The sequence below is a fragment of the Plantactinospora sp. CNZ320 genome, assembly GCF_002846275.1.
In genome coordinates this window covers 7,270,996-7,295,740 of record NZ_PJMP01000001.1, presented here as the reverse complement: position 1 = coordinate 7,295,740, position 24,745 = coordinate 7,270,996, and the positions used below count along the sequence as shown (strand labels likewise).

Annotated in this window: 22 protein-coding genes and 1 tRNA gene; 8 read left to right on the top strand and 15 right to left on the bottom strand. The window is 71.5% G+C overall.

The window, feature by feature from the left end; translation table 11 throughout:
- Nucleotides 1-84 precede the first annotated feature (84 nt).
- Nucleotides 85-960: a sulfurtransferase gene (locus CLT71_RS32630; RefSeq protein ID WP_486483578.1), complete on the bottom strand. Its 876-nt coding sequence runs from the start codon at nt 958-960 to the stop codon at nt 85-87.
- A gap of 97 nt (nt 961-1,057) precedes the next feature.
- On the opposite strand from CLT71_RS32630, the gene CLT71_RS32625 reads away from it, so the two are divergent.
- A complete protein-coding gene (locus CLT71_RS32625; protein WP_101370485.1) occupies nt 1,058-1,744 on the top strand; it encodes an iron-dependent transcriptional repressor DtxR in 687 nt (228 codons plus the stop codon).
- Between the two features lie 96 nt (nt 1,745-1,840).
- Here CLT71_RS32625 and CLT71_RS32620 read toward each other — a convergent pair whose 3' ends face one another.
- The 4 genes from CLT71_RS32620 to CLT71_RS32605 form a co-directional block, all read right to left on the bottom strand.
- Nucleotides 1,841-2,401 carry a hypothetical protein gene (locus tag CLT71_RS32620; RefSeq protein ID WP_101370484.1) on the bottom strand — a complete coding sequence of 187 codons (561 nt, stop codon included), beginning with the start codon at nt 2,399-2,401 and terminating at the stop codon, nt 1,841-1,843.
- Nucleotides 2,402-2,523: 122 nt separating this feature from the next.
- Nucleotides 2,524-2,823, bottom strand: coding sequence for a DUF5522 domain-containing protein (locus CLT71_RS32615; protein ID WP_158242350.1), 300 nt, complete (start codon nt 2,821-2,823; stop codon nt 2,524-2,526).
- 98 nt (nt 2,824-2,921) lie between these two features.
- Complete coding sequence (locus CLT71_RS32610) at nt 2,922-3,857, bottom strand: DUF2332 domain-containing protein (protein WP_101370483.1); 936 nt, start codon at nt 3,855-3,857, stop codon at nt 2,922-2,924.
- A 143-nt stretch (nt 3,858-4,000) separates the two neighbouring features.
- A complete protein-coding gene (locus CLT71_RS32605) occupies nt 4,001-4,981 on the bottom strand; it encodes an HTH domain-containing protein (protein ID WP_101370482.1) in 981 nt (326 codons plus the stop codon).
- A gap of 111 nt (nt 4,982-5,092) precedes the next feature.
- Between CLT71_RS32605 and CLT71_RS32600 the strand changes: the two genes are divergently transcribed.
- The gene (locus tag CLT71_RS32600) at nt 5,093-5,488 is read left to right on the top strand and encodes a RidA family protein (RefSeq protein ID WP_101370481.1); all 396 of its coding nucleotides are present in this window, start codon (nt 5,093-5,095) and stop codon (nt 5,486-5,488) included.
- Between the two features lie 141 nt (nt 5,489-5,629).
- Here CLT71_RS32600 and CLT71_RS32595 read toward each other — a convergent pair whose 3' ends face one another.
- From CLT71_RS32595 to CLT71_RS32585, 3 genes are all read right to left on the bottom strand, one after another.
- Nucleotides 5,630-8,500: a vitamin B12-dependent ribonucleotide reductase gene (locus tag CLT71_RS32595; RefSeq protein WP_101370480.1), complete on the bottom strand. Its 2,871-nt coding sequence runs from the start codon at nt 8,498-8,500 to the stop codon at nt 5,630-5,632.
- A 70-nt stretch (nt 8,501-8,570) separates the two neighbouring features.
- The gene (gene nrdR / locus CLT71_RS32590) at nt 8,571-9,083 is read right to left on the bottom strand and encodes a transcriptional regulator NrdR (protein ID WP_101370479.1); all 513 of its coding nucleotides are present in this window, start codon (nt 9,081-9,083) and stop codon (nt 8,571-8,573) included.
- A 283-nt stretch (nt 9,084-9,366) separates the two neighbouring features.
- Entirely contained in the window at nt 9,367-9,693 is a 327-nt protein-coding gene (locus tag CLT71_RS32585) for a LysM peptidoglycan-binding domain-containing protein (RefSeq protein ID WP_101370478.1), read from the bottom strand.
- Nucleotides 9,694-9,937: 244 nt separating this feature from the next.
- Between CLT71_RS32585 and lexA the strand changes: the two genes are divergently transcribed.
- Nucleotides 9,938-10,723: a transcriptional repressor LexA gene (gene lexA, locus CLT71_RS32580; RefSeq protein WP_101370477.1), complete on the top strand. Its 786-nt coding sequence runs from the start codon at nt 9,938-9,940 to the stop codon at nt 10,721-10,723.
- A gap of 134 nt (nt 10,724-10,857) precedes the next feature.
- Here lexA and CLT71_RS32575 read toward each other — a convergent pair whose 3' ends face one another.
- Both CLT71_RS32575 and hflX read right to left on the bottom strand, forming a co-directional pair.
- Nucleotides 10,858-12,669, bottom strand: a complete 1,812-nt coding sequence (locus CLT71_RS32575) for a hypothetical protein (protein WP_199187792.1) — start codon at nt 12,667-12,669, stop codon at nt 10,858-10,860.
- Between the two features lie 81 nt (nt 12,670-12,750).
- A complete protein-coding gene (gene hflX, locus CLT71_RS32570; protein WP_101370476.1) occupies nt 12,751-14,202 on the bottom strand; it encodes a GTPase HflX in 1,452 nt (483 codons plus the stop codon).
- Between the two features lie 837 nt (nt 14,203-15,039).
- On the opposite strand from hflX, the gene CLT71_RS32560 reads away from it, so the two are divergent.
- Nucleotides 15,040-16,521, top strand: coding sequence for an NAD-dependent malic enzyme (locus CLT71_RS32560; RefSeq protein WP_101370474.1), 1,482 nt, complete (start codon nt 15,040-15,042; stop codon nt 16,519-16,521).
- 75 nt (nt 16,522-16,596) lie between these two features.
- Here the strand turns inward: CLT71_RS32560 and dapF are convergent, their stop codons facing one another.
- The 3 genes from dapF to CLT71_RS32545 all read right to left on the bottom strand — a co-directional run bounded on the left by dapF (nt 16,597) and on the right by CLT71_RS32545 (nt 19,248).
- Nucleotides 16,597-17,442 carry a diaminopimelate epimerase gene (gene dapF / locus CLT71_RS32555; protein WP_101371982.1) on the bottom strand — a complete coding sequence of 282 codons (846 nt, stop codon included), beginning with the start codon at nt 17,440-17,442 and terminating at the stop codon, nt 16,597-16,599.
- Between the two features lie 157 nt (nt 17,443-17,599).
- Complete coding sequence (gene miaA, locus CLT71_RS32550) at nt 17,600-18,547, bottom strand: tRNA (adenosine(37)-N6)-dimethylallyltransferase MiaA (RefSeq protein WP_486483577.1); 948 nt, start codon at nt 18,545-18,547, stop codon at nt 17,600-17,602.
- Nucleotides 18,544-19,248, bottom strand: a complete 705-nt coding sequence (locus tag CLT71_RS32545) for a class III extradiol dioxygenase subunit B-like domain-containing protein (protein ID WP_101371980.1) — start codon at nt 19,246-19,248, stop codon at nt 18,544-18,546. Before CLT71_RS32545 ends, miaA begins: the two co-directional genes overlap by 4 nt.
- 248 nt (nt 19,249-19,496) lie before the next feature.
- Here CLT71_RS32545 and CLT71_RS32540 point away from each other — a divergent pair, with 248 nt between their 5' ends.
- Nucleotides 19,497-20,705: a DUF349 domain-containing protein gene (locus tag CLT71_RS32540; RefSeq protein ID WP_101370473.1), complete on the top strand. Its 1,209-nt coding sequence runs from the start codon at nt 19,497-19,499 to the stop codon at nt 20,703-20,705.
- A gap of 128 nt (nt 20,706-20,833) precedes the next feature.
- On the opposite strand, the gene miaB is transcribed toward CLT71_RS32540, so the two are convergent.
- Nucleotides 20,834-22,327, bottom strand: coding sequence for a tRNA (N6-isopentenyl adenosine(37)-C2)-methylthiotransferase MiaB (miaB, locus tag CLT71_RS32535; RefSeq protein WP_101370472.1), 1,494 nt, complete (start codon nt 22,325-22,327; stop codon nt 20,834-20,836).
- A gap of 81 nt (nt 22,328-22,408) precedes the next feature.
- Here miaB and CLT71_RS32530 point away from each other — a divergent pair, with 81 nt between their 5' ends.
- Nucleotides 22,409-22,666: a DUF2277 family protein gene (locus tag CLT71_RS32530; RefSeq protein WP_101370471.1), complete on the top strand. Its 258-nt coding sequence runs from the start codon at nt 22,409-22,411 to the stop codon at nt 22,664-22,666.
- 88 nt (nt 22,667-22,754) lie between these two features.
- On the opposite strand, the gene CLT71_RS32525 is transcribed toward CLT71_RS32530, so the two are convergent.
- Nucleotides 22,755-23,237: a hypothetical protein gene (locus tag CLT71_RS32525; RefSeq protein ID WP_101370470.1), complete on the bottom strand. Its 483-nt coding sequence runs from the start codon at nt 23,235-23,237 to the stop codon at nt 22,755-22,757.
- Nucleotides 23,238-23,548: 311 nt separating this feature from the next.
- Here CLT71_RS32525 and CLT71_RS32520 point away from each other — a divergent pair.
- Together CLT71_RS32520 and CLT71_RS32515 are read left to right on the top strand one after the other, a co-directional pair.
- Nucleotides 23,549-23,644, top strand: a tRNA-Sec gene (locus tag CLT71_RS32520).
- Nucleotides 23,645-23,926: 282 nt separating this feature from the next.
- Nucleotides 23,927-24,709 carry an amino acid ABC transporter ATP-binding protein gene (locus CLT71_RS32515; RefSeq protein ID WP_199187791.1) on the top strand — a complete coding sequence of 261 codons (783 nt, stop codon included), beginning with the start codon at nt 23,927-23,929 and terminating at the stop codon, nt 24,707-24,709.
- The last annotated feature ends 36 nt before the right edge of the window (nt 24,710-24,745 follow it).

Genomic DNA, 24,745 nt, shown 5'->3' with positions numbered 1-24,745 from the left:
CGGCGGCAGGCGGCCGGCCGCGACCGCGTACCCGGAGCGCCGCGCGCCGTTCCGGCCGGTGGATCCAGGCTCAGCCGGGAAGGCTCAGCCGGGCAGCGGTGCGGGGTCACCCGGCTCGGGGCCGAGCGCGACCGGTCGCCGCGGGTCGGTGATCCAGTGGCTCCACGATCCGACGTAGAGGGCCGCCCCGGTGTGCCCGGCCCGGTGCAGCGCGAGCACCGCCTGCGCGGCGGTCACCCCGGAGCCGCAGTACGCCCCGACCGGCACCCCGGGCCGGACGCCCGCCTCGGCGAACCGGGCACGCAGCGCCTCGGCGGCCGGGAACCGGCCGTCCGGGCCGGCATACTCGGTGGCCGGCACGTTCACCGCGCCGGGAATGTGCCCGGCCACCGGGTCGATGGGCTCGGTCTCGCCCCGGTAGCGCACGGCCGCCCGGACGTCGACCAGCACCCCGTCCGCCGCCACCTCGGCGGCCGAACCGGCGTCCAGCACCGGCATCCCACCCGGGCGTACGGTGACGTCTCCCGGGGTCGGCGACGAGGGCTCGGTGGTCACCGGCAGCCCGGCACCGGCCCAGGCCGGGAAGCCGCCGTCGAGCAGGCGGACCTGCTCGTGTCCCGCCCAGCGCAGCGTCCACCAGGCGCGTGCCGCCGCCAACTGGTCGCCGCCGTCGTAGACCACCACCCGGCCTCCGGTGCGGACGCCGGCCGTGCGGAGCACCCGCTGCAACGCCGCCGGGTCGGGCAGCGGGTGCCGCCCGTTCGCGCCGGGCGGCCCGGACAGCTCGGTGTCCAGATCGACGAAGACCGCGCCCGGCAGGTGCCCGGCCAGGTAGTCCCGGCGACCCGGCGGCCCGGCAAGCCGCCAACGGACATCGAGGACGACCGGTGGCTCGGCGGACGCCAGTTCGGCGGCGAGCCCGGTCGGGTCGACGAGCAGGTCATCGGGTACGGCGGACACGGCGTCCAGTCAACACCATCCGGAACTGAACCGCCTGGCTCGGTGGCACTGAATATCGGTACCCCGAGGTACCATCGTCATCGGGAGGACCACTGACGTGAACGACCTAGTCGACACCACCGAGATGTATCTACGCACCATCCTCGAACTGGAAGAGGAGGGGGTGCCGCCGCTGCGTGCCCGGATCGCCGAGCGGCTACGCCAGAGTGGTCCGACCGTCAGCCAGACCGTGGCCCGGATGGAGCGCGACGGCCTGCTGACCGTCGAGGACGACCGGCACCTCCAGCTCACCGCGCTCGGCCGCACCCAGGCGATCTCGGTGATGCGCAAGCACCGGCTGGCCGAGCTCCTGCTCGTCAACGTGATCGGGATGCCCTACGAGGAGGCCCACGAGGAGGCCTGCCGCTGGGAGCACGTGATGAGCGACTCGGTGGAGAAGAAGGTCTACGAGCTGCTCGACCGCCCGACCCGGTCGCCGTACGGCAACCCGATCCCAGGGCTGGAGGCGTTCAGCCCCCACCCGGACGTACTGGTCGAAACGGTCACCGAGGGTGAGCGGAACCTCGCCTTCCCCGGCCTGAGCGGCCCTGTGGTGGTCCGACGGATCTGCGAGAGCGTCCAGAAGGACGGCGACGTACTGCGCCAACTGCACGCGGCCGGGGTCGACCCGGGCGCGATGGTGACGGTCGCGCAGGAGCGGGACGCTGTCACCATCGACCGCTCCGGCGACAAGGTGCGACTCCCCCGAGAGGTCGCCTCCCGGGTCTTCGTCGCCGCACACTGAGTCGTCGTCGCCACATACTGGGTCGCCGCACACCGACCGCCCCGGCCATAGGTCGCCACGACCGCTGGCCGGGGCCCGCACGCAGCTCGCCCGGCGTCAGAGGCTGCTGGTGTCGATCTTCTTCGCCAGGTTGATCAACTTGGGGGCCAGTGCGTCGGCCTGGGCCCGGTCCTCGCCGGTGGGGAAGGTGAAGCGGAGGCTGACCAGCCGGCCGTTGCCGGTGAGCCAGCCCACCTCGACGGCGCTGCCGGCGCCCTCCGCCGGGGCGGTCGTGGCCCGGTAGGCGGCCTTGCCCAGCCCCTTGACGCTCTTGCCGCCGCTCGGCACCACCTCGTCGGCGAAGATCGACGCGTCCGCCGTGGTCGGGGTCACCGAGAGCGCGAGTTCGGGGCGGGCCTCGGCCTCGCCGCGCAGCACGCAGGTGTCCGTCTTGCCGTGCCGGCTCGCCGCGGCGACCTCGAACCGGGCGCCGATGGCCTGCTCGACCGCCGGGTACTCCAGTAGCTGACAGGCACCGCCGGCCGCCGAGGCCGACTGCCGGACCACCTTCGGCGTCGGCCCGACCGCCTGCGGCCCGACCGCCTGCGGTGCGGCCTCCTCGGCACAGCCGGCAAGCAGCAGCAAACCGGCACCAATCAGGCAGAGTCGTCCGCGCACCTAGCACCTCCCAGCCGCCCGGCCCGAGCGCCGGGGAATCCGTCGGACACCGTACGGGGTCACACCCGCGCGGCGAAACCCCGCTCCACCCACCGGGTGACCGTGCAGCGCTACGCCCCAGCTCAGCCGGCCGGGTCGTCCAGATGCGGCGGCACCGGGTCGTCCAGGTACGGGCAGTGCCGGCAACCGCGCCCGCAACAGGTACCCCGCCGGGCCAGAAAACCGGCGGTGAGCACGAAGAGCCCGGTCGCCGGGTCGGGATAACCCGCCTCGTCGGCCGCCAGCGCGGCGGTGTGGGCGGCGAGGATCCGCTCCCGCTCCGGATGCGTCGGCGGAAGCCGGGACGGATGCGGCTGCTCCAGCGGTCGGGGTGCCAACGGCAGCCGCCGTCCCCCGCCCCGCTCGCCCGCACCGTCGTCCATCGCGCCGACCCTACGACAACCCGCAGACTCGACGACAACCCGTCGACCGCCACGGTCACCGGTCGACTCGCGACGTCGACCCGGCGCCGGAACGTCCGCTAACCGAACCAGACCATTGACTGGCCGTGTCCCCGGGTCCAGGCGAGCGGTCTGCCATCCAGCGCGAGGACGTTGTAGAACACGTCGCTCGGCGGCTCCGGCAACCCGTCGTAGGGCAGTACCTCCGGAGCCTCGTTCGCGATCCAGTGGCCGGGCAGCCCGCGTACCAGCTCGGTGAAGGCCTGCCGGCGCGGCGCCGGCACCTGATAGAGCACGGCGGTGTGGAAGACCACCAGGGTCGCCCCCGGCGGCGCCTGCGCGGCAAGCGCCGGCAGGTCCTCCAGCAGGTCCCCCCGGACCAGCAGCGGCGGCTCGGCGGCGACGACGGCCGCCGCGGCGCGCAGCCGGGCCCGCCGATGCGCATGCTCCGGCCAGATGGTGGCGTCCAGCCAGGCCACGTCCGCGGGATCGGTCACGTCAAGCGGGTTCAGGTCCAGGCCGGCCCGCCACACCACCTCGGGCAGCCGGGCCGGTGGCGTCACCCCGGTGAGCGCGCAGTCGAGCACCGGCTCGCCGTCGCCGAGCAGGTGGTCGCCGTAGCGGTAGGCGTAACGGTCCGGATAGAGGCAAAGCCCGGCCGAGGCGCCGACCTCCAGCAGCGCGAGCGGTTGCGGCAGCGCTGCGAGTACGGGCAGCAACAGGGCACACCGGCCCGCCTCGTTGGTCTGGGTGGCCCGGGTACGCAGCTGCGCCGCGATCGCCGGCCAGTTCGCCAGCGCGTACTCGCGGAACGCGGCCGGATCCTCGACCGGACCGCCGAGCAGCCGTACCACCCCGAACAGCAGATTCGGCTGCTGCTTGGCCGGCGGCAGCGTACCGATCAGGTGCAGCAACTCGTCGTCGGAGGATACGGCGAGGGCGAGTCGCTCGTACGCGGGCGAGACGCCCCGGGTCTCCCGGGTACCGAACTCCACGTACTGGGCGGCGATCGTCATCTGCCGATGATGCCAGCGGACCCGGTCGACGTACCGCCCCAACGCCGGTGCGTCGGCGTGGGGCTGCTCACCCTCCGGCAGCCGTGCGGGGTCGGGGCGGCTGGGCTCCGGCGTACTCCGGCCCGCGCTGGCGTCCGGGAGGCTCAGCTCTCGGACGAGGCTCCGTAGCGGGCGGCGATCGTGGCGGCCCGGTCCCGCAGGGCGGTGCGCAGCCACTGCGGGGCCAGCACCTCCGCGTTGGTGGCGAGCTGCCACAGTGTCCACTCGGCATGTTCCGCCTCGCTGAAGGTCACCTCCAGCCGCAGCCAACCGTCCGTTTCGGGTTCCTCGGCCCGCACGGCAACCGCGGTGCGTACCAGCTCCTCGCGCCGCGCCGTGGTCACCCGCACCCGCACGGTGACCGGGTCGCCGCCGGCCAGCAACCGCGCGCAGCGTTCCTGCCAGGCCCGGTCCAGATCGACCTGGCTCGGCCGCTGCGCCGGTTCGGGGAGTTCCTCGGCGGCCAGCACCCGGGACAGCCGGTAGGTACGGTCCGCACCGGACCTCGTGGCCAGCAGGTAGCCCCGGTCGCGCACGGTCACCATCCCGATCGGATCGACCGTGCGCCACCGTGCTTCCTGGTCCATGGCCGCGTAGTGGATGCGCAGCCTGTGTCCGGCCAGTACCGCGCGCCGAACCTCGGTCAGCACGCTGTCGCGTACCTCCTCGGTGACCAGCCGCTGGGACAGCAGGTCGGTCTCAGGGTCGATGAGCAGGCGCCGGGCGGCGCCGGCCGCCATCTCCCGATGGCTCTCCGGCAGAGCGTCGACCACCTTTCGCATGGCCGAGGCGAGCGCCGAGCCGAGGCCGAACGCCTGCTCGGCACGGCGCGACCCGACGATCAGCAAGGCGAGTGCCTCGTCGTGGGTCAGCCCCATCAGCTCGGTCTGGAAGCCAGGCAACAACGCGAAGCCGCCGTGCCGGCCACGTTCGGCGTAGACCGGAACGCCGGCCGCGGACAGCGCCTCGATGTCGCGCAACACCGTGCGGGTGGAGACCTCCAGCTCGCGGGCAAGGGTGGCTGCGGAGAGGCGACCGCGCTGGCGCAGCAGCAGCACCAGCGCGACCAACCGGTCAGCTCGCATGTGGCGATCATGTCAGGAATACATGACAAAGGATGTCGTGATTGGCTGACAGGCTCACCGGGTGGCTCGAATCCGCGTGCCACACTTTCGACGAATGGCGCTGATGTGGCAATGGAACGAACGGCAGTCAACCCGGTCAGCTGGTCGGTGGAGCTGGGATTCAACCAGGGAGAGGTCGTCTCCGGACACACCCGCACCCTGTACTGCTCTGGACAGACCGCGATGGACGGCGACGGCAAGCCCCAGCACGCCGGGGACATGGCCGGGCAGGTGGCGCTGAGCCTCGACAACCTGGTGGCCGTACTCGGCGAGGCCGGCATGTCGCTGGCGAACCTCGTCCGGCTCAACGTCTACACCACCGACGTCGACCTCCTTCTCCAGCACTACGGCGTGCTGGCGTCACGGTTGGGCGCCGCTGGGGTGGCCCCGCCCAGCACACTGCTCGGGGTGACACGGCTGGCGATCCCCGGTCAGCTGGTCGAACTCGAAGGAACCGCCGTAGCGTGAGGCCAGCTCGCCCGGCGGTCGCCGGTCCCCGTCCGGGTTGATGGGAAAGGGGAGCCGGCTCGCGCCGGCTCCCCTTCTGTCACAACGATTCCCGACCGACCCACGCACCAGATGTCGCGGGCGATCCGATCCGGCTCGGTACTAGCTGCAACCCGAGGTCGAACCGCAGCCCTCGCAGACATAGCAACTGCCGGCGGGGCGCATCTTGGTGCCGCAGGTGAAGCAGAGCGGGGCGTCCGCCGCCGTGCCGAGCACCGCCTCCAGCAGCTCGGTGGAGGAGCCGACCTTCGGCGCCGGCCGATCCGCCGCCACCTCGACCTGCTGCTCCGCCGCCGGCTCCGGCTTCACCGTCTCCACCGGTGCCGACGCGGCCATCGCGGCGAGATCCACCGCGCTCTCCGCCTCGGCCTCGGCCCGCAGCTGTGCGGCCCGCTCCTTGGCGGTGAAGATGCCCAGCTCGGCCCGGCGCTCGTAGGGCAGGAAGTCCAGTGCCAGCCGGCGGAAGATGTAGTCCATCACCGAGGCCGCCATCCGGATGTCCGGGTCGTCGGTCATCCCGGCCGGCTCGAACCGCATGTTGGTGAACTTGCTGACGTACGTCTCCAGCGGCACGCCGTACTGCAGGCCGATCGAGATGGCCACCGAGAAGGCGTCCATCACCCCGGCCAGCGTCGAGCCCTGCTTCGACATCTTGAGGAAGACCTCGCCGAGACCATCGTCCGGGTACGACGAGGCGGTGAGGTAGCCCTCGGCCCCGCCGACCGAGAACGAGACCGTCTCGGAGGGACGCTTCTTCGGCAGCCGCTTGCGCACCGGCCGGTACTCGACGACCTTCTCGACCGCCTTCTCCGCCGCCTTCTCGACCGCAGCCGGCTCGGCCGCCTTCTCCTTCTCCTTCTTGGCTGCGGAGAGCGGCTGGCCGACCTTGCAGTTGTCCCGGTAGATCGCCAGCGCCTTGAGGCCGAGCTTCCAGCCCTCGAAGTAGATCTCCTCGACCTCCTCGACGGTCGCCGACTCCGGCATGTTGACCGTCTTGGAGATCGCACCGGAGATGAAGGGCTGCACCGCGGCCATCATCCGGACGTGCCCCATCGGGGCGATCGAGCGCTGGCCCATCGCGCAGTCGAAGACGGCGTAGTGCTCCGGCTTCAACCCGGGCGCGTCCACCACGTGACCGTGCTCGGAGATGTGCTCGACGATCGCCTCGACCTGCTCCTCGGGGTAGCCGAGACTGCGCAGGGCGCGGGGTACGGTCTGGTTGACGATCTGCATCGAGCCGCCGCCGACCAGCTTCTTGAACTTCACCAGCGCGAGGTCCGGCTCGACCCCGGTGGTGTCGCAGTCCATCATCAGCCCGATGGTGCCGGTCGGGGCGAGCACCGACGCCTGCGCATTGCGCCAGCCGGACTTGTCACCGATCTTGTTGCCCTGGGTCCACTGCCTGGTGGCCTCGCGGACGATCTCACCCGCGACCGCGCCGGCCGGCTTGATCGCGTCGTTCGCGGCCGCGTGCTTGCGCATCACCCGCTTGTGCGGCTCGGCGTTGCGGGAGTAGCCCTCGTAGGGGCCGACCACCCCGGCGAGCTCGGCGGAGCGGCGGTAGGCGGTGCCGGTCATCAGCGAGGTGATCGCGGCAGCCACCGACCGGCCGCTCTCCGAGTCGTACGGGTGGCCGGTCGCCATCAGCAGCGCGCCGAGGTTGGCGTACCCGATGCCGAGCTGCCGGTACGCCCGGGTGGTCTCGCCGATCTTCTCGGTCGGGAAGTCGGCGAAGCAGATCGAGATGTCCATTGCGGTGATGACCAGCTCGACCGACCTGACGAACCTGGCCACCTCGAAGCCGCCGTCGGCGCGGAGGAACTTCATCAGGTTGAGCGAGGCCAGGTTGCACGAGGAGTTGTCCAGGTGCAGGTACTCCGAGCACGGGTTGCTGGCGGTGATCCGGCCGGTCTCCGGGCAGGTGTGCCAGTCGTTGATCGTGTCGTCGTACTGCAGGCCGGGGTCGGCGCACTCCCAGGCGGCCTGGGAGATGGTCCGGAACAGCCCCTTGGCGTCGATGGTCTCGATCACCGAACCGTCGAGCCGGCCGCGCAGGTCGAACTTGCCGCCGTCCTGGACCGCCCGCATGAACTCGTCGGAGACCCGGACCGAGTTGTTGGCGTTCTGGTACTGCACGCTGACGATGTCGGAGCCGCCCAGGTCCATGTCGAAGCCGGCGTCCCGCAGCGCGCGGATCTTGTGCTCCTCCCGCGCCTTGGTGAGGACGAACTCCTCGACGTCGGGGTGGTCCACGTCCAGGATGACCATCTTGGCCGCCCGCCGGGTCGCCCCGCCGGACTTGATGGTGCCGGCGCTGGCGTCGGCGCCCCGCATGAAGCTGACCGGACCGGAGGCGGTGCCGCCGCTGGAGAGCAGCTCCTTGGAGGAGCGGATCCGGGAGAGGTTGACCCCGGAGCCGGAGCCGCCCTTGAAGATCAGCCCCTCCTCCTTGTACCAGTCGAGGATCGAGTCCATCGAGTCGTCGACGGCGAGGATGAAGCACGCGCTCACCTGCTGCGGCGAGGCGGTGCCGACGTTGAACCAGACCGGGGAGTTGAAGCTGAACACCTGGTGCAGCAGCATCCAGGTCAGCTCGTGCTCGAAGACCTCGGCGTCGGCCGGGCTGGCGAAGTAGCCGTGCTGCTCCCCCGCCGCCCGGTACGTCTTCACCACCCGGTCGATGAGCTGCTTGAGCGACCACTCGCGCTCCGGGGTACCGACCGCGCCCCGGAAGTACTTCGTGGTGACGATGTTGGCCGCGTTGACACTCCATGAGTCCGGGAACTCGACGCCCCGCTGCTCGAAGTTGATCGAGCCGTCCCGCCAGTTCGTCATGACGACGTCCCGACGCTCCCAGGTCACCTCGTCGTACGGGTGCACCCCCTCGGTGGTCCAGACGCGCTCGACCTTCAGGCCGGCCGTCGCCGCCGCCCGGGTACGTGACCTACTTGCTGTCACACCTTCCCCCGACATCTCATCCGCCCCCTTACGCACGCACGACTCTTCCCGTCGTACGGCTTCGCTGATCTGTTACCAGAACGAACTAACTGGGCGGCCCGCCCGCCGGCTGGACCGCCTCGACGCCGTCCACTGCCGGACGACTCCGCGCCACCGCCGCCGCCCGCAACGTTTCGATTTCGCGCTCGAAGTCGTCAAGCGACTCGAACGACCGGTAGACGCTGGCGAAGCGCAGATAGGCCACCTCGTCCAGCTCGCGCAGCGGTCCCAGGATGGCCAGCCCCACGTCGTGACTGGGGATCTCGGCCGCACCCCTGGCCCGGACCGTCTCCTCGACCCGCTGCGCCAGCAGGGCGATCGCGTCGTCGTCGACCGGACGACCCTGGCACGCCTTCCGTACCCCACCGATGATCTTGGTGCGGCTGAACGGCTCGGTGACGCCGCTGCGCTTGACCACCGCGAGCACCGGTTCCTCGACCGTGGTGAACCGCTTGCCGCATTCCGGGCAGGCCCGCCGACGCCTGATCAACTGGCCGTCGTCGGCCTCCCGCGAGTCGACCACCCGGGAGTCGGCGTGCCGGCAGTACGGACACCGCATCGCCGACCTCCTTCGCACCGCCGGGACCACCGCGCCTGCGGCCCGCCGGAAAGGCGCCCGCCCGCAAGGCAGCCGGCACCGGCGGTCAGCCACCTTCCGGCGGCTCCCGCAGTGCCGTGCGTACCTGAGAGCTACGGGTAACGGAACCCCAACTTCTAGGCTACTTACACCCTTGTCACTACTACATCTAGGGGTCGACGGTATGTCGCCGAACAGCCGAGGTCAAGTTGAACAGGGCGTGGCGCGGCCCGCAAATCTTCCAACCGCGACACCGGCGCGGCGGTTACCGCTTCGCCGGGAGGATCAGGCGCTGACCGGCGTGCACCGTGTGGTCGTCGAGGTCGTTGAGCCGGCGGATCTCGTCGATCACCGCGAACGGGCGCTGGCTCGGCCGGTGCCGCTCGGCCACCGACCAGAGGGTGTCACCGGGGAGGACCACCGCCGTCTCCGGCGACCGGGACGGGTCGGCGGCCCGGGAGGCCGGCGAGAGGATCGCCGCCAACCCCGCCACGAGGAGCAGCAGGAGCAGCGTCACGACCAGCCGCCCCCGGCGGGTCAGCCGCAGCCGCCCACCGCCCCGGGAAGTCCTCGGGTATCCCGTCGCACCCATCGTGACCTCCAAGATCGAACAGGAGTTCGAACGAACGGACGTACGATGGTTTATCAGAACAGGCGTTCGATGTCGAGCCGACGGAGACGACACGCCGCAGGGAATGTCGTACAGATGTTTGAAACTATGTGATCTCACCTATACGGTTTTGAACACCGACTCCGGGACCGTGTGACACGCGGGACCGGGCCGGGCCACGACGCACCACGAGCCGCCAAGGCACCACCGCCACCAGGAGGACGACGTGTCGACCGACGACCGGACGAGCCGGCAGAAGCCCCAGAAGAGCGCCGCTACGGGCAGCCGGGCCGCCCGACGCACGGCCGGGCCGCGCACCCGCGAGGGTGCCCCCGCACTGCGCGCGGTCACTCCGGTGGTCAGCACCTTCCCCGACCTGGTCTCCGCGGACCTCACCGCCCGGCAGCGCCGCATCCTGGAGTTCATCCGGGACTGGGTGGAGCGCTACGGCTACCCGCCCAGCGTGCGGGAGATCGGCGAGGCGGTCGGCCTGGTCTCCCCGTCGAGCGTGGCCTACCAACTCAAGGAGCTGGAGCGGAAGGGCTTCCTCCGGCGCGACCCGAACCGCCCCCGTGCCGTCGACGTGCGTCCGCCGAGCGAGATGATCGACGACGAGACCGCCCGGGCCCAGCGGCCCACCCCGGCCTACGTGCCCCTGCTCGGTCAGATCGCCGCCGGTGGCCCGATCCTCGCCGAACAGGCCGTCGAGGACATCTTCCCGCTCCCCCGCGAACTGGTCGGCGAGGGCGAGGTCTTCATGCTCCAGGTCAAGGGCGACTCGATGCTCGACGCGGCGATCTGCGACGGCGACTGGGTGGTCGTTCGCCAGCAGCCGACCGCGAACTCGGGAGAGATCGTCGCCGCGATGCTGGACGGCGAGGCGACGGTCAAGACCTACCGCCGCCGGGACGGGCACGTCTGGTTGATGCCCGCCAACTCCGCCTTCGACCCGATCGCCGGTGACAGTGCCACCATCATGGGCCGGGTGGTGGCGGTACTCCGCCGGATCTGACCAGCGACGTCCCCCGCCCTGGCCCGCTTGACCCGGCGACGAGTCGTTAGCCCGGCGGGTGGATCAGCGGTGTTGGCCGGCGGTGAGTCAGCGGCGGTTGGCCGGATGGCGGGTCAGCGACAGTCGGAGCCGGGTCAGCGGTAGTCGTAGTCGTCGGGCTGGCCGCCGGAGCGCTGCCGGGGCTGGCCGGGCTGGGGACCTCGTGGACCAGCTCCACGGGGTCCGGCACCCTGGCCGGTCCGCGGCGCCGGCCCGCCACGCTGGTCACCCCACTGGTCGTCCGGGCCCGGCCGGCCGGCACGCCCGTTGCCGTTGCCGCCGGATGGCTGGCCGCCGTAGACGCCACCACCGGCCCGGGGGCGTCCGGCCGGAGCACCGCCGCCAGCCGGAGCACCGCCGTACACACCACCGCCGGGTGGGCGCCCGCCACCGCCCTGGGAGCGGCCTCCGCCACCGCCCTGGGGACGGCCACCGCCGCCTTGGGGACGTCCGCCACCACCGCCACCGCCCTGGGGGCGTCCGCCGCCACCGCCCTGGGGGCGGCCACCGTACACGCCGCCTCCGCCGCCGGCCGGCTTGGCGCCGTACACGCCGCCACCGGCCGGCTTTCCGCCGTACACGCCGCCGCCCGCCGCTCGGCCCCGGCCGGCCGGCTCGTAGTCGTCGGCCGGACGGTCGGAGCGGTAGCCGTCGTCGTACCCGCCGGAGCGGGCCGGGCCCCAGTTCGACCCGTCGTCGTAGTCCGGCCGCCGACCGCCGGAGCGGTCCCGGTCGCCGCCCGGCGTCCCCTCCCGGCCGGCCCTCGGATCGACGTCGTCACCGTCCGGCCCGACGGCGCCCAGTCCGTCGTCTTTGGGCCGGCGGCGGGCCCGCACGATCCCGAAGATGCCGAGCCCGACCAGCAGGGCGCCGAGCACACCCACGGCGGCGATGAGATAGGTGATGTCGTTGAGGGTGAGCGAGTCCGTCCAGGACTTCGCGGACTTCTTCGTGTCGGCCCCGGAGCCGTCGGTCGCTGCCGCCGCCACCTCCTTGGACGGGGTGTAGCTCAGCACCGTCACGTCCTGCTCCTGATCGAGCGAGGCGACGTCGGAGACGGTGAGGAAGCTCTTCCCGTCGGGGCTGTAGGCGATCGCCTCACCGAACGGGTCGGCCAGGGCCGTCACCCGAGGCTTTCCGGTGGTCAGGGTCTTGACCAGATCGTCGTCCTTCACGTCCCACTCGAAGGCGTCCGCGTAGGTGCGCAGGGCGACCCGGGTGCCGTCCGGTGACCGGGCCGCACCGGTGATCGTCACCCGCCCCGCCGCGCCGAACTGGTTGGCGGTAGAGGTCTTCGGCAGGCTGATCTCGCCGGCCTTCGCCAGCGGCACGCCCTCGTCGTTGTTCTTCTTCAGGGCCGCCGTCGGCCGGTAGATCTCCGCCTTGCCGGTCGACTTGGTGATGATCAACGGTACGTTGTCGGATCCGATCAACAGCGCCTCGGCGTCGTGCCGCTTGTTGCCGGGAAAGGTCAACCGGTGCAGCACCGGCTTCGAGGCGCCGGTGATCGGCATGCTCCAGAGCACGATGCTGGTCCGCCGCTCGGTGTCGTTGTCACCGGTGTCGCCGATCCAGACCGTTTTGCCGTCGGGAGAGAGCGCCAGGTCCTCCGGGTCGCGGGGGTTGCTCGCGAACTGGACGGCCTTCTTTACCTTGCACTTGGTGTCCAGCAGGAAGACCCGCTCCCGGCTGTCGTCGTCGCTTCCGTCGTTGACCATCACGTAGCCGGTGGAGGTAGCGATCATGCCGGAGAGTTCCGTCATCCGCTCGTCGGTGATGGTGCAGACCTTCTTGCCGGCAGCGGCGGAGGCCGCGACAGCTCCGAAACCGAGGCTGGCCCCCAGCAGGCCCAGGGTCAACCCGAGCACGCCAGAGGCAACCAGCACCATGGAGAGGACTCGCCGCATCCGCTCAGTGTCGCATGCTGATGCCGCCAACCGGGGAAGCGGCGTGATCAACGCTCCGTCACCGGTCAACGACGCGGTCGATCATGCCACTACCTCCCGGTACGGCGCCAACTCCGCGGCGAGCGCCTCGTCCACCCGTACGTGGAGTTTCGTCCCCTCCGGCAGGTGCGCCGTACCGAGCACCTCGCCCCGGCGGTGTATCCGGGCGACAAGATCACCACGGTCGTACGGGAGCACGGCGCGGACCTCGACCGCCGGCCGGGGCAACCGAGCCTCGATCGCGGCCCGGACGTCCTCGACCCCGCCACCCGTACGCGCCGAGACGAAGACCGCGTCCGGCCACTCCCGCTTCAGCCGCAGCAGGGTCTCCTCGTCTGCCGCGTCGGTCTTGTTGACCACCAGCAGCTCGGGGAGCTTGTCCGCGCCGACCTCGGCCAACACCTCGCGTACCGCCCGGACCTGCTCCTCGGGATCAGGGTGCGCTCCGTCGACGACGTGCACCACGAGGTCGGCGTCGGCCACCTCCTCCAGCGTGGAGCGGAACGCCTCGACGATCTGGTGCGGCAGGTGCCGGACGAACCCGACCGTGTCAGCCAGGGTGTAGACCCGACCGTCTGCCGCGTACGCCCGGCGGGTCGTCGGGTCCAGCGTGGCGAAGAGGGCGTCCTCGACCAGTACCCCGGCATTGGTCAGCCGGTTGAGCAGGCTGGACTTGCCCGCGTTGGTGTAGCCGGCGATCGCCACCGCCGGCACGTTGTTGCGGGCCCGACGGGCCCGCTTGGTGATCCGGGCGGTCCGCATGTTCTTGATCTCGCGGCGGAGCCGGGAGATCCGGATCCGGATCCGGCGACGGTCGGTCTCCAGCTTGGTCTCACCGGGACCACGCAGCCCCACGCCACCCCCGGCGCCGCCACCGCGACCGCTACCACCGGCCTGCCGGGAGAGGCTCTCACCCCAACCACGCAGCCGGGGCAGCAGGTATTCGAGCTGAGCCAGCTCGACCTGCGCCTTACCTTCCCGGCTCTTGGCGTGCTGGGCGAAGATGTCGAGGATCAGCGCGGTCCGGTCGACCACCTTGACCTTGGTGCGCTGCTCCAGGTTGCGCAGCTGTGACGGAGAGAGTTCACCGTCGCAGATCACCGTGTCGGCGCCGGAGGCCAACACGACCGAGCCGAGGTCGTCGACCTTGCCCCGACCGATATAGGTGGCCGGGTCGGGCCGGCTACGTCGCTGGATCAGGCCCTCGAGCACCTGTGAACCGGCCGTCTCGGCGAGCGCGGCAAGCTCCGCGAGGGAGTTCTCCGCGTCGGTGACCGTGCCGTCCGTCCAGACGCCGACCAGGACCACCCGCTCCAGCCGGAGCTGCCGGTATTCGACCTCGGTGACGTCGGCCAACTCGGTGGAGAGGCCGGCGACCCGGCGGAGCGCCTGGCGATCCTCCAGCTCCAGCTCGCCGGTGGTGACGTCGCCATCGATGACGATGGCGTCAAGGTCCTCGTCCGCCAGCCGAACGAAGCTTTCCTGGTCTCGCAAGCCGATCCTCCTGGTCTGGTTTCTTTACCGGCCCAGCCGGTCCCGGGTTGCGTTGTCCGCCCCCGGTTGGGACCGCCGACGCCTCCTGCGCCGGTCTGCGCGCTCTGCGAATGCTCGTCGCATTCGTTACGCTCTGCGCGCTGGTGGCAATCAATCGTGACACGTGCGCCGGTCGGACGCACCCGCTATATACCCGTCAGCCGGTGAGCTCACCGGTCGGGACACCCGCCGGACGTACGTACGCCTCACGGGTCGCGGGCCACGCGGCGGCCCGGTTCTCGGCCGGCAACGCGGTGGAGCACGGTGCCTGGCGGTCGGTGGCCCCTTCTCGGCCGGTGGCCCGTCTCGGGCTGGTGGCCCCGTCATCGGCGGTGCCGTCCGTTCCTCCGGACTCGACCACCCGGGCAGAGCGGTGAGCGGTCCCAGCCCGCGAGGGAGGCCGAACCCTCCAGCCTGCGACAGAAACCGGAACCCTCCAGCCGCGAAAGGGCGGACGGTTCACCGCCACCGGCATGGTCAACGTCCCCTGGTGACCGGAAATTCCCTCCGCGAGGTCGGCCGATGGCTGGAGGGCGGCGGTGGCCGGAGTGCGGCGGTGGCCGGAGGGCGGCGGTGGAGGGCGGCGCGTGCGGCGGATGAGGGCTGGCGGCGGTCGCGGACGTCAGCCGGTGACGTCGAACCGGGCAGGCTGGCGTCGGCGGCGTTGTCGAGCCAGCCTAGGGTGGTGCGGGTCGCCGGGCGGCGACCGGGGCCGGGCCCGGCCGACGGTAGGCCGGGGCCGGCAGGCGAGAATGCTGACGGCGGCAGCGAGGCCGCAGGAAGACGACGGAGGACCACGTGGCGATCACCCGACTGCCGAGTGCCGGATTCTCGATCACCATCCGGATCGGCGTAACGGCGGACGCCTCGGCCATCGGCCGGCTGACCACCTGTGTCGGTGAGGCCGGTGCCATCGTCACCGCACTCGACGTGGTCGACTCCGACCCCACCACGGTGGTCGTCGACCTGACCTGCGACACCGCCGACGCGACCCACGCCGACCAGGTGGTGCAGGCGCTGACCGCACTGGACGGGGTGGACGTCCGCAAGGTCTCCGACCGGACCTTCCTGCTGCACCTCGGTGGCAAGATCGAAGTCTCCCCGAAGGTGGCGCTGCGCAACCGGGACGAGCTCTCCCGGGCGTACACCCCAGGGGTGGCCCGGGTCTGCCTCGCCATCGCGGAGAATCCCGCCGACGCGCGGCGGCTGACCATCAAGCGCAACACGGTCGCGGTGGTGACGGACGGCTCCGCCGTACTCGGGCTCGGCAACATCGGTCCGGCGGCGGCACTGCCGGTGATGGAGGGCAAGGCCGCGCTCTTCAAGCGCTTCGGCGGGGTGGACGCCTGGCCGGTGGTACTGGACACCCAGGACCCGGACGAGATCGTCTCGATCGTCCGGGCGATCGCCCCGCAGTACGGGGGGATCAACCTGGAGGACATCGCCGCGCCCCGGTGCTTCGAGATCGAGAACCGGCTGCGTGAACTCCTCGACATCCCGGTCTTCCACGACGACCAGCACGGTACCGCGATCGTGGTGCTCGCCGCGCTCACAAACGCGCTACGGGTGGTCGGCAAGAAGCTCGCGGACGTCCGGGTGGTGGTTTCCGGCGCCGGTGCCGCCGGTACGGCGATCATGAAGCTGCTGCTCCGGCAGGGCGTCGGCGACATCATCGCGTACGACCGTCAGGGCCCGCTGCACCGCAACCTCGAAGGGTTGAACCCGGCCTGGCAGTGGCTGGCCGAGAACACGAACCGGGAGGCCTTCTCCGGTGACCTGAAGGCGGCCATGCACGGTGCCGACGTCTTCATCGGGGTGAGCGCCCCCAACCTGCTCACCGGGGACGACATCGCGATGATGGCCCCCGACTCGATCGTCTTCGCACTGGCCAACCCCGATCCGGAGGTGGACCCCCGGGAGGCGCGCAGGCACGCGGCGGTGGTCGCCACCGGCCGGTCCGACCAGCCCAACCAGATCAACAACGTGCTCGCCTTCCCGGGCGTCTTCCGGGGCATGCTCGACGCGCACGCCGAGGAGTTCACCGAGGAGATGGCGATCGCGGCCGCCCGGGCGATCGCCGACGTGGTGGGCACAGAAAAGATCAACCCTACGGTGATCGTGCCCAGCGTCTTCGACTCGCGGGTGGCACCGGCGGTAGCGGCCGCGGTCCGGGCCGCCGCCCAGCACCCCGCTCCCCCGCCGGCCGCAGATCCCGGGCCGGCCGACCTGCCCGAGATCGCCGCCGAGGCCGCCGCGCCGGCCAGCCCGCTGTCCAGCTGACCCGGCCGTCCACGATTCACGTCGACCGGGCCGCGTTCAGTTGGGCCGAGCCCGCAGGCGGGCGGGCGGAGAGGCTCAGCCGGCGAGAGCGGCCAGGTCCAGCTCGCCCTGTGCCACCAGCACCGCCGGGCCGGCAAGCCAGCAGCTCTCCTCGTCCAGGGTCACGGTCAGCCGGCCGCCGGGCACGTCCACCGCGACCGCTCCACTGGTACGCCCGGCGTCCCGCAACGCCACCGCCGCGACCGCGCAGGCGCCGGAGCCGCAGGAGAGCGTCTCCGCCGAACCACGCTCGTAGACCCGCATCCGCACATGCAGGTCGGCACCCTCCACCGACTCTCCGGGGGCGACGAACTCGACGTTCACGCCGGTCGGGAAGACCGCCGGGTCGAAGTCGGGTGAACGGGTGAGGTCGAGTCCGGCCAGCTCGATGCTTGTCGGCAGTACGCAGACCAGGTGCGGGTTGCCGCAGTCCACGGCGGTACCGGCCAAGGTCAGCCCGCCGAGCGCGGCTACGGCGCCTCCGGTGATCCGGGGCGGGCCGAGGTCGACAGCGATCTCCCCGGCGGTCACCTCGGCCCGGACCACTCCGGCGCGGGTGGCGATCGGCAGGCCGCCGTCGACCGGCTCGGCCAGCCCGTTGGAGATCAGGTACCGGGTGAAGACCCGAACCCCGTTGCCGCACATCTCGGCGAGGGAGCCGTCGGAGTTCCAGTAGTCCATGAACCACTCGGCGGTACCGGCGTGCCCGACCGCGTCCGGGTGCTTGGCCGACCGGACGACCCGCAGCACCCCGTCCGCGCCGATCCCCCGCCGACGGTCGCAGAGCGCCGCCACGATCGACGGGGTCAGGTCGAGCTGGCCATCTGGGTCGGGCAGGAGCACGAAGTCGTTACCGGTGCCGTGGCCTTTGGTGAACCGCACCCCTCCATCATCCCCGAGCGCCCGCCGGTCCCGCAGGGCACCCTCACCGGGATCCCGCACCATCCGCACCGGTACGCCCGGGAGCTTCGCTCGACCCGTCAACCACGAGCGGCTCCGTCGACCCGCCAACCACAACCGGCTTCTGGCGTCCCAGTAATCACAGCATCGGAGGCACAGCGGCGACCGGCGGCGGGCCGGCGTCAGCGATCAGGGCCAGGGCCGCCTCGGCCAGGTCGTTCCGGGCGCCGTCCAGCCAGTGGATCCGGGGATCGCGGCGGAACCAGGAGCGTTGCCGCCGGACGAACCGTCGGGTCGCCTGGATCGTGTCGGCCCGCGCCTCCGGCTCGGAGATCTCGCCGTCGAGCAGCCGAAGGACCTGCTGGTACCCGAGGGCACGGCTGGCGGTCCGGCCCTCCCGCAGGCCCCGCTCCGCCAGCGCCCGGGTCTCGGCGACCAGGCCGTCCGCCCACATCTTGTCCACCCGTACGGCGATCCGCTCGTCAAGCGACGCCGTCTCCCGGTCCACCCCGATCTGCACCGCGTCGTAGTAGGGCGTCGGTCGCGGCAGCGAGGCGGTGAACGGTGCTCCGGTCAGCTCGATCACCTCCAGTGCCCGTACGATCCGCCGTCCGTTGCTGGGCAGGATGTTCTCCGCGGCCACCGGGTCGGCTGCCCGGAGCCGGGCGTACAGCGGGGCCGGTCCCGACTCGGCGAGTTCCGCCTCCAGCCGGGCCCGGACCAGCGGATCCGTTCCGGGGAACTCGAATTCGTCGACCACCGCCCGGACATAGAGCCCCGAACCGCCGACCAGCAGCGGTACCCGCTCCCGGGCCAGGATGTCGTCGACCGCCGCCCGGGCCAGCAGCTGGTACGCCGCCACGCTCGCCGGTTCGGTCACGGCCCAGATGTCCAGCAGATGGTGCGGTACTCCGGCCCGCTCGGCCGGGGTCAGCTTGGCGGTCCCGACGTCCATCCCGCGATAGAGCTGCATCGAGTCGGCGTTGACGACCTCGCCACCGAGCGCTTCGGCGAGATCGATGCTCAGTCCCGACTTGCCGGTGGCGGTGGGGCCGACGACAGCGACGACCCGGGCTCGGGCGCTCACGCCGACGCTCCGTCCGACGCACCGGGTGTCCAGGTGGCCACGAAGTAGCCGACGCCGTAGGGCGCCGCGTAGTAGCCGAGGTCGCCCCGCCAGGCACCGCCACTCTGGCCCGCCGCCGCGGCGAGGACCTGCCAGGGTGCCCGTCCGGCGACCAGTAGCCGGCTCGACAGTTCGGGTTCCAGTCCGAGCAGGGTCGGGCCGTCGGCGTCGCGGAGCGCCGCGGCGACTTGGTCGTCGTAGGGGCGGGCCCGCGGGTCGTCGTACCCGGGGGAGCGCTCGCCCCGACACGCCGACCCGTCCCCCAGCACCAGCAGCGCGATCCGGTCAGCGGGTTCCTCGACCAGGTCGGCACCGATCCGCCGGCACTCGTCCACCGGGGCGTCGGTGGCCACGCTCTGCCCCCGGCGTGGTCCGGTCGCGCCTGCCTCGTCCAGCAGCCAGGCGCCGACCAGCAGACTGAGCGGCAGTTCCGCCCGGTCGGTAGCCGGGCCGCCCGGACCCAGCCGCAGCACCCGGTCCAGCCCGTACGGCCGGAGGCTGCCCGAGTCGCCCGGCCCGTACCGTCGGGTCTGCGCATCGCCTCCCACCAGTACGACGACGTCCGGCTGGCTCACCAGCAGCCGACGGACCGCGTCGAGGCAGGCGAGACGGAGATCGTCCAGCTCACCGGCGGCAGCGCCGGCCAGTTCGGGAACGATCATCGGGGGATGCGGGCAGACCGCGGCGGCGACCAGTGGCACGCCACCACCGTAGCGGGCAGCGGACCTTACACCCGTTGGCCAGACGATCCGGGTGCTGTCTAGGACACCGTATGGTCACGGTCGACGATAGGCGCTCGACGCGGACGGGGTTGGACCTGTGACAATGCCGGGAGAAACTTCGCTGCGCCGTGGCGGCGACCGCCGGGGACCCCCATCCCCGGCAGCGCCGGGAGAACGAGGATGGGCTCATGAGTGACTGGACTGCCTTTGGACGGGTGGATGCGGACGGCAACGTCTACGTCAAGACGGCCGAGGGTGAGCGGGTGGTCGGTTCCTGGCAGGCCGGTGCGCCGGAGGAAGGTCTGGCCCACTTCGCCCGCCGCTTCGCCGACCTGGTCACCGAGGTCGACCTGACCGAGGCCCGACTCAATTCGGGGGCGGCGGACCCATCGGGTTCGCTCGCCACGATCCGGCGGTTGCGGGCATCGCTCGCCGACGCGCACGTGGTCGGTGACCTCGACGCGCTCGCCGCCCGGCTGGACCGGCTGGCTACCCTCGCCGAGAGCAAGGCCGGCGAGGCGCGGGCGGCCCGGGAGAGCGCCCGGGCGGAGGCGGTGACCCGGAAGACGGCCCTGGTCGAGGAGGCCGAGAAGCTGGCCGCCGAGTCCACCGGGTGGAAGACCGCCGGTGACCGGCTCAAGGAGATCCTCGACGAGTGGAAGACCATCCGGGGCGTCGACAAGAAGACCGACGGCGAGCTGTGGAAGCGGTTCGCGGCCGCCCGGGACGGCTTCACCCGACGCCGTGGTGCGCACTTCGCCACCCTGGACGCCCAGCGCAAGCAGGCCCAGGCGGCCAAGGAGGAACTGGTGGTCGAGGCCGAGTCGCTTGCCGACTCGACGGACTGGGCGGCGACCGCCAACCGGCTGCGGGAGCTGATGGCACAGTGGAAGGCCGCGCCGCGCGCCTCCAAGGAGGCCGAGGAGCGGCTCTGGGAACGGTTCCGGGGCGCCCAGGACAGCTTCTTCTCCCGGCGTAGCGAGGTCTTCTCGGCTCGGGACGCGGAGCAGCGCGGCAACCTGGAGCGCAAGCAGGCGCTGCTCGCCGAGGCCGAGGCGCTCGACGTGGACGGCGATCCGCGCGGCGCGCAGGCGAAGCTGCGGGAGATCCAGGGGCAGTGGCACGAGGCGGGCCGGGTTCCCCGGGACGCGGCGGCCAATCTGGATCGCCGGCTGCGTGCGGTCGACGAGCGGGTCCGCCAGGCGATGGACTCGGCGTGGCGGCGGACCGAGCCGTCGGCCAACCCACTGCTCGCGCAGATGCGTGACCAGGTCGCCGAGGCCGAGCAGCGGCTGGCCCGGGCCCAGGCGGCCGGCGACGCGAAGCGGATCCGCGAGGCCGAGCAGGCTCTCGCCGCCAAGCGCCGCTTCCTCGAACTGGCCGAACAGGCGAGCTGATCGGGTCCTCGGGGCGGGCGCACCCGCCCCGGGGCCGCGACAGGCGGCCGCGCAGCGGTGTGGACCGGTCAGACACCGGCACCGATCCGGGCCGGTCTCCGTGCGGAGACCGGCCGGGTCAGGACACCTCAGCGGTCGCAGGCCGCCGCGGACGCGGGCAGCGGCGGCGGCACGCCGACGGTGGGCAGCCCGAGCGACACCCCGGGGGTACGCGGTGCGCGCCCCGCCTCGGCGGCGTCACCGGCCCGGGTACGTCGGTGCGCGAGCGGCTCCCCGTCGGCGTTCAGGTGATGCGGCGCGGCGTAGCTGACAGTGGTGTGCACGATGTCGCCCGGCCGGATACTTCCCTCGTGGGAGCCGGCGGCGAAGTGCACCAGCCGACCGTCCCGGGCCCGGCCGGATAGCCGTCCGGTGCGCTCGTCCTTGCGCCCCTCACCGACCGCGACCAGCACCTCGACCGGGGTACCGACGAGCTTCCGGTTCTCCGCCCAGGTGATCTCCTCCACCGTCGCGATCAGCCGCTCGTAGCGCTCCTGGACCACCTGCTTGGGCAGCTGGTCGGGCATGGTCGCGGCCGGGGTGCCGGGGCGCTTGGAGTACTGGAAGGTGAACGCGGAGGCGAACCTGGCCTCCCGGACCACCTCCAGGGTGCGGGCGAAGTCGGCCTCGGTCTCGCCGGGGAAGCCGACGATGATGTCGGTGGTGATCGCCGCGTCCGGCATCGCCGCCCGGACCTTTTCGATGATCCCGAGATAGCGGTCGGCCCGGTACGACCGGCGCATCGCCCGGAGCACGTCGTCGGAGCCGGACTGCAACGGCATGTGCAGCGAGTGGCAGACGTTCGGAGTCTCGGCCATCGCCGCGATCACGTCGTCGGTGAAGTCCTTCGGGTGCGGGCTGGTGAACCGGACCCGCTCCAGCCCGTCGATCTCACCGGTCGCCCGGAGCAGCTTGCCGAAGGCGAGCCGGTCACCGAACTCCACGCCGTACGAGTTGACGTTCTGGCCGAGCAGTGTGACCTCGAGCACACCCTCGGCGACCAGGGCGCGTACCTCGGCCAGGATGTCGCCGGGACGGCGGTCCTTCTCCCTGCCGCGAAGCGCCGGCACGATGCAGAAGGTGCAGGTGTTGTTGCAGCCGACCGAGATCGACACCCAGCCGGCGTACGTCGACTCGCGCCGGGTCGGCAACGTGGAGGGAAAGACCTCCAGCGACTCCAGGATCTCCACCTCGGCGGCGGCGTTGTGCCGGGCCCGCTCCAGCAGCACCGGCAGGGCGCCGATGTTGTGGGTGCCGAAGACCACGTCGACCCAGGGTGCGCGGCGGACGATCTCGCCCCGGTCCTTCTGGGCCAGGCAGCCGCCGACCGCGATCTGCATGTCGGGGCGCTTGTCCTTGACCGGGCGCAGGTGGCCGAGGTTGCCGTAGAGCCGGTTGTCGGCGTTCTCGCGTACCGCACAGGTGTTGAAGACCACCACGTCCGGGTCGTCGGAATCGGCCGCGCGCACGTAGCCGGCCTGCTCCAGCAGTCCGGAGATCCGCTCGGAGTCGTGCACGTTCATCTGGCAGCCGTAGGTGCGCACCTGGTAGGTGCGGGGGCTGCCGAGGGCTGCGGTAGTCATGACAGTGACAGAGTATCCGCAGGGCCGGGGGAGCCGATTCCCCCGGGACGTCCACTCCCCAGTCGACGGGAAGGTAGCGCCATGTGCCGGAGCATCAAGACCCTTCGCCAGCCGTACGCCGAGGTCGTCACCGAGACGGACATCGAGGCGGCGGCGCTGCAGTACGTCCGGAAGATCTCCGGGTTCCGCGCCCCGGCCGCGCACAACGCGGCGGCGTTCGACGCCGCGGTGGCCGCCGTGGCCGAGGCGACCCGGACCCTGCTCGACCAGCTCGTGGTGAAGGGGTCCAGCCAGCCGGCAAAGGGCGGCCAGCCGGCGCAAGGTCAGCCGGCAAGCTAGCGGCCACGCAAGCCAGCGGCCGGCAGGCTGGCGGGCCGGAGTCACCCCCGGGAAGGGGGACCCGGGCGCCAGGCCAGCGGGTCGGCGGTCAGGCGGCGGCGAGCGCCGGGATGACCGAGTCGGGGACCCAGCGGGAACGCTGACAGGGCGACCAGCCCCGGCAGCGCGGGCTCAGCATCGTGCAGAGTCGCTGCTCGGAAAGGATCTCGCCGTCCTCGGTGTCCCGCACGTCGTGGTGCACGGGGCGGATGGTGCCGTCGGCCGCGACCAGCAGGTGCCGTCCGGCGTCGAGGGTGTCGTCCGGCAGCAGGCAGGCGCGGCCGAGTCGGCGGGCGAAGGCCGCGACTGCGCTCACCTCCGGCAGCCCGACCGGCACCCCGTAGCAGTCGACGGAGGTGGGGAAATCCCCGGGACGGTGCCAGACGTCGGCCAGTAGGGCGCCAGAGGGTACCCGGGCCGGGTCGACCCCGCCGAGCGGCAGCACCGGTACGTCGAGCGCGTCGGCAAGCGCGAGGCGGATCTCCGAGGCGGTGACGCGCCCCTCCGTCCTCCAGTTCCACAGCTCGATCATTGCCGCCTCCTCGCCGTAATCGTTCGTGGCTGGATGCCGGGTCTCGGTCGGGCATCCCCCGTCGGGCCGGGCACCCCGGGTGCCTGGGTGTAACGGCCTCACCAACGATGGTGCCGGGCACACCGGGTCGAGAGCGGCTAAGTTACCGGTCTGTGACCATATCCGCCGAAATAGACGGCGCTTGACTACCTATTGTAGTCGGAGGATCCCCTCGCCCCGGCGCAGCTCGCCGGACACGCTCACCCAGCGTGGTCTGTTCGGGTCGGCGCGGTCGGGCACCGGACAGTTCGGGCACGGCTATAGTCCGACCTGGAGGCGGGCAGGCGCCTGGTGGTCCTCACGGTCTTCAAAACCGATGCGACCGAGCATCTCGGTCGGGCGGGTTCGATTCCCGTACGCCTCCGCCAACCTTCGGCTCCGCGCCGTCGCCCCGTACGCCTCGCCAACTTCGACCCCGTCCCGGGCCGCCTGCCTGGTTTCGTCGGGGCTGGACCGTCGGGACCGGGACGAAGAGCAGGACCCCAATACTCAGTGTTCACGGACTCTAGCGGACAGTCACGATCACGACTGCCGGTGTTATCGCCCCGTGATGAACTCGATTACATTCCAGCACGTCAGGTCCCCTAGAGTTGCGTAACCGATTCAGCCTGAATCCGGTGCGACAGATCATGGACGAGACAGGTGGGGGCATGACCGAGCGGAGCGACACGGGCGGAGTGGCCGGTGCGACGACCGACCGACCGCTCATCAGGCTTGACGGGGTCAACAAGTGGTTCGGCCCGCTGCACGTGTTGCAGGACGTCGACCTGTCGGTGGCCCGTGGCGAGGTCGTCGTGGTGATCGGCCCCTCCGGCTCGGGCAAGTCGACGCTCTGCCGGGCGATCAACCGGCTCGAGCCGATCAACTCCGGCACCATCACCTTCGACGGCCAACCACTGCCGGCCGAGGGCAAGGCCCTGGCCCGGCTGCGCAGCGAGGTCGGCATGGTCTTCCAGTCGTTCAACCTCTTCGCGCACAAGACGATCCTCGAGAACGTCACCCTCGGCCCGATCAAGGTCCGCAAGGAGAAGCCCGCCTCCGCCCGGGACCGGGCGATGAAGCTGCTGGAGCGGGTCGGCATCGCCAACCAGGCCGAGAAGTACCCGGCACAGCTCTCCGGCGGACAGCAACAACGGGCGGCGATCGCCCGCGCCCTGGCCATGCAGCCCAAGGCGATGCTTTTCGACGAGCCCACCAGCGCCCTCGACCCGGAGATGGTCGGCGAGGTGCTGGACGTGATGACCTCGCTGGCCCGTGACGGCATGACGATGGTGGTGGTGACCCACGAGATGGGTTTCGCCCGGCATGCCGCCAACCGGGTCATCTTCATGGCTGACGGTCAGCTCGTCGAGGACGCCGCACCGGACGAGTTCTTCGCGAACCCCCGTAGTGAGCGGGCGAAGGACTTCCTGTCCAAAATCCTCACCCATTAGGTATCCACAGTGGAGCGCGCCGCCCCCGGGTCTGGC

What these genes read in the sequence shown, in the direction of transcription:
- CLT71_RS32615 (WP_158242350.1), bottom strand. Translation starts at nt 2,823, where the DNA reads ATGGACGACGGTGCGGGCGAGCGGGGCGGGGGACGGCGGCTGCCGTTG.
- CLT71_RS32610 (WP_101370483.1), bottom strand. Translation starts at nt 3,857, where the DNA reads ATGACGATCGCCGCCCAGTACGTGGAGTTCGGTACCCGGGAGACCCGG.
- CLT71_RS32605 (WP_101370482.1), bottom strand. Translation starts at nt 4,981, where the DNA reads ATGCGAGCTGACCGGTTGGTCGCGCTGGTGCTGCTGCTGCGCCAGCGC.
- CLT71_RS32600 (WP_101370481.1), top strand. Translation starts at nt 5,093, where the DNA reads ATGGAACGAACGGCAGTCAACCCGGTCAGCTGGTCGGTGGAGCTGGGA.
- CLT71_RS32595 (WP_101370480.1), bottom strand. Translation starts at nt 8,500, where the DNA reads ATGTCGGGGGAAGGTGTGACAGCAAGTAGGTCACGTACCCGGGCGGCG.
- nrdR (WP_101370479.1), bottom strand. Translation starts at nt 9,083, where the DNA reads ATGCGGTGTCCGTACTGCCGGCACGCCGACTCCCGGGTGGTCGACTCG.
- CLT71_RS32585 (WP_101370478.1), bottom strand. Translation starts at nt 9,693, where the DNA reads ATGGGTGCGACGGGATACCCGAGGACTTCCCGGGGCGGTGGGCGGCTG.
- CLT71_RS32575 (WP_199187792.1), bottom strand. Translation starts at nt 12,669, where the DNA reads ATGCGGCGAGTCCTCTCCATGGTGCTGGTTGCCTCTGGCGTGCTCGGG.
- CLT71_RS32545 (WP_101371980.1), bottom strand. Translation starts at nt 19,248, where the DNA reads ATGATCGTTCCCGAACTGGCCGGCGCTGCCGCCGGTGAGCTGGACGAT.
- CLT71_RS32540 (WP_101370473.1), top strand. Translation starts at nt 19,497, where the DNA reads ATGAGTGACTGGACTGCCTTTGGACGGGTGGATGCGGACGGCAACGTC.
- miaB (WP_101370472.1), bottom strand. Translation starts at nt 22,327, where the DNA reads ATGACTACCGCAGCCCTCGGCAGCCCCCGCACCTACCAGGTGCGCACC.
- CLT71_RS32530 (WP_101370471.1), top strand. Translation starts at nt 22,409, where the DNA reads ATGTGCCGGAGCATCAAGACCCTTCGCCAGCCGTACGCCGAGGTCGTC.
- CLT71_RS32525 (WP_101370470.1), bottom strand. Translation starts at nt 23,237, where the DNA reads ATGATCGAGCTGTGGAACTGGAGGACGGAGGGGCGCGTCACCGCCTCG.
- CLT71_RS32515 (WP_199187791.1), top strand. Translation starts at nt 23,927, where the DNA reads ATGACCGAGCGGAGCGACACGGGCGGAGTGGCCGGTGCGACGACCGAC.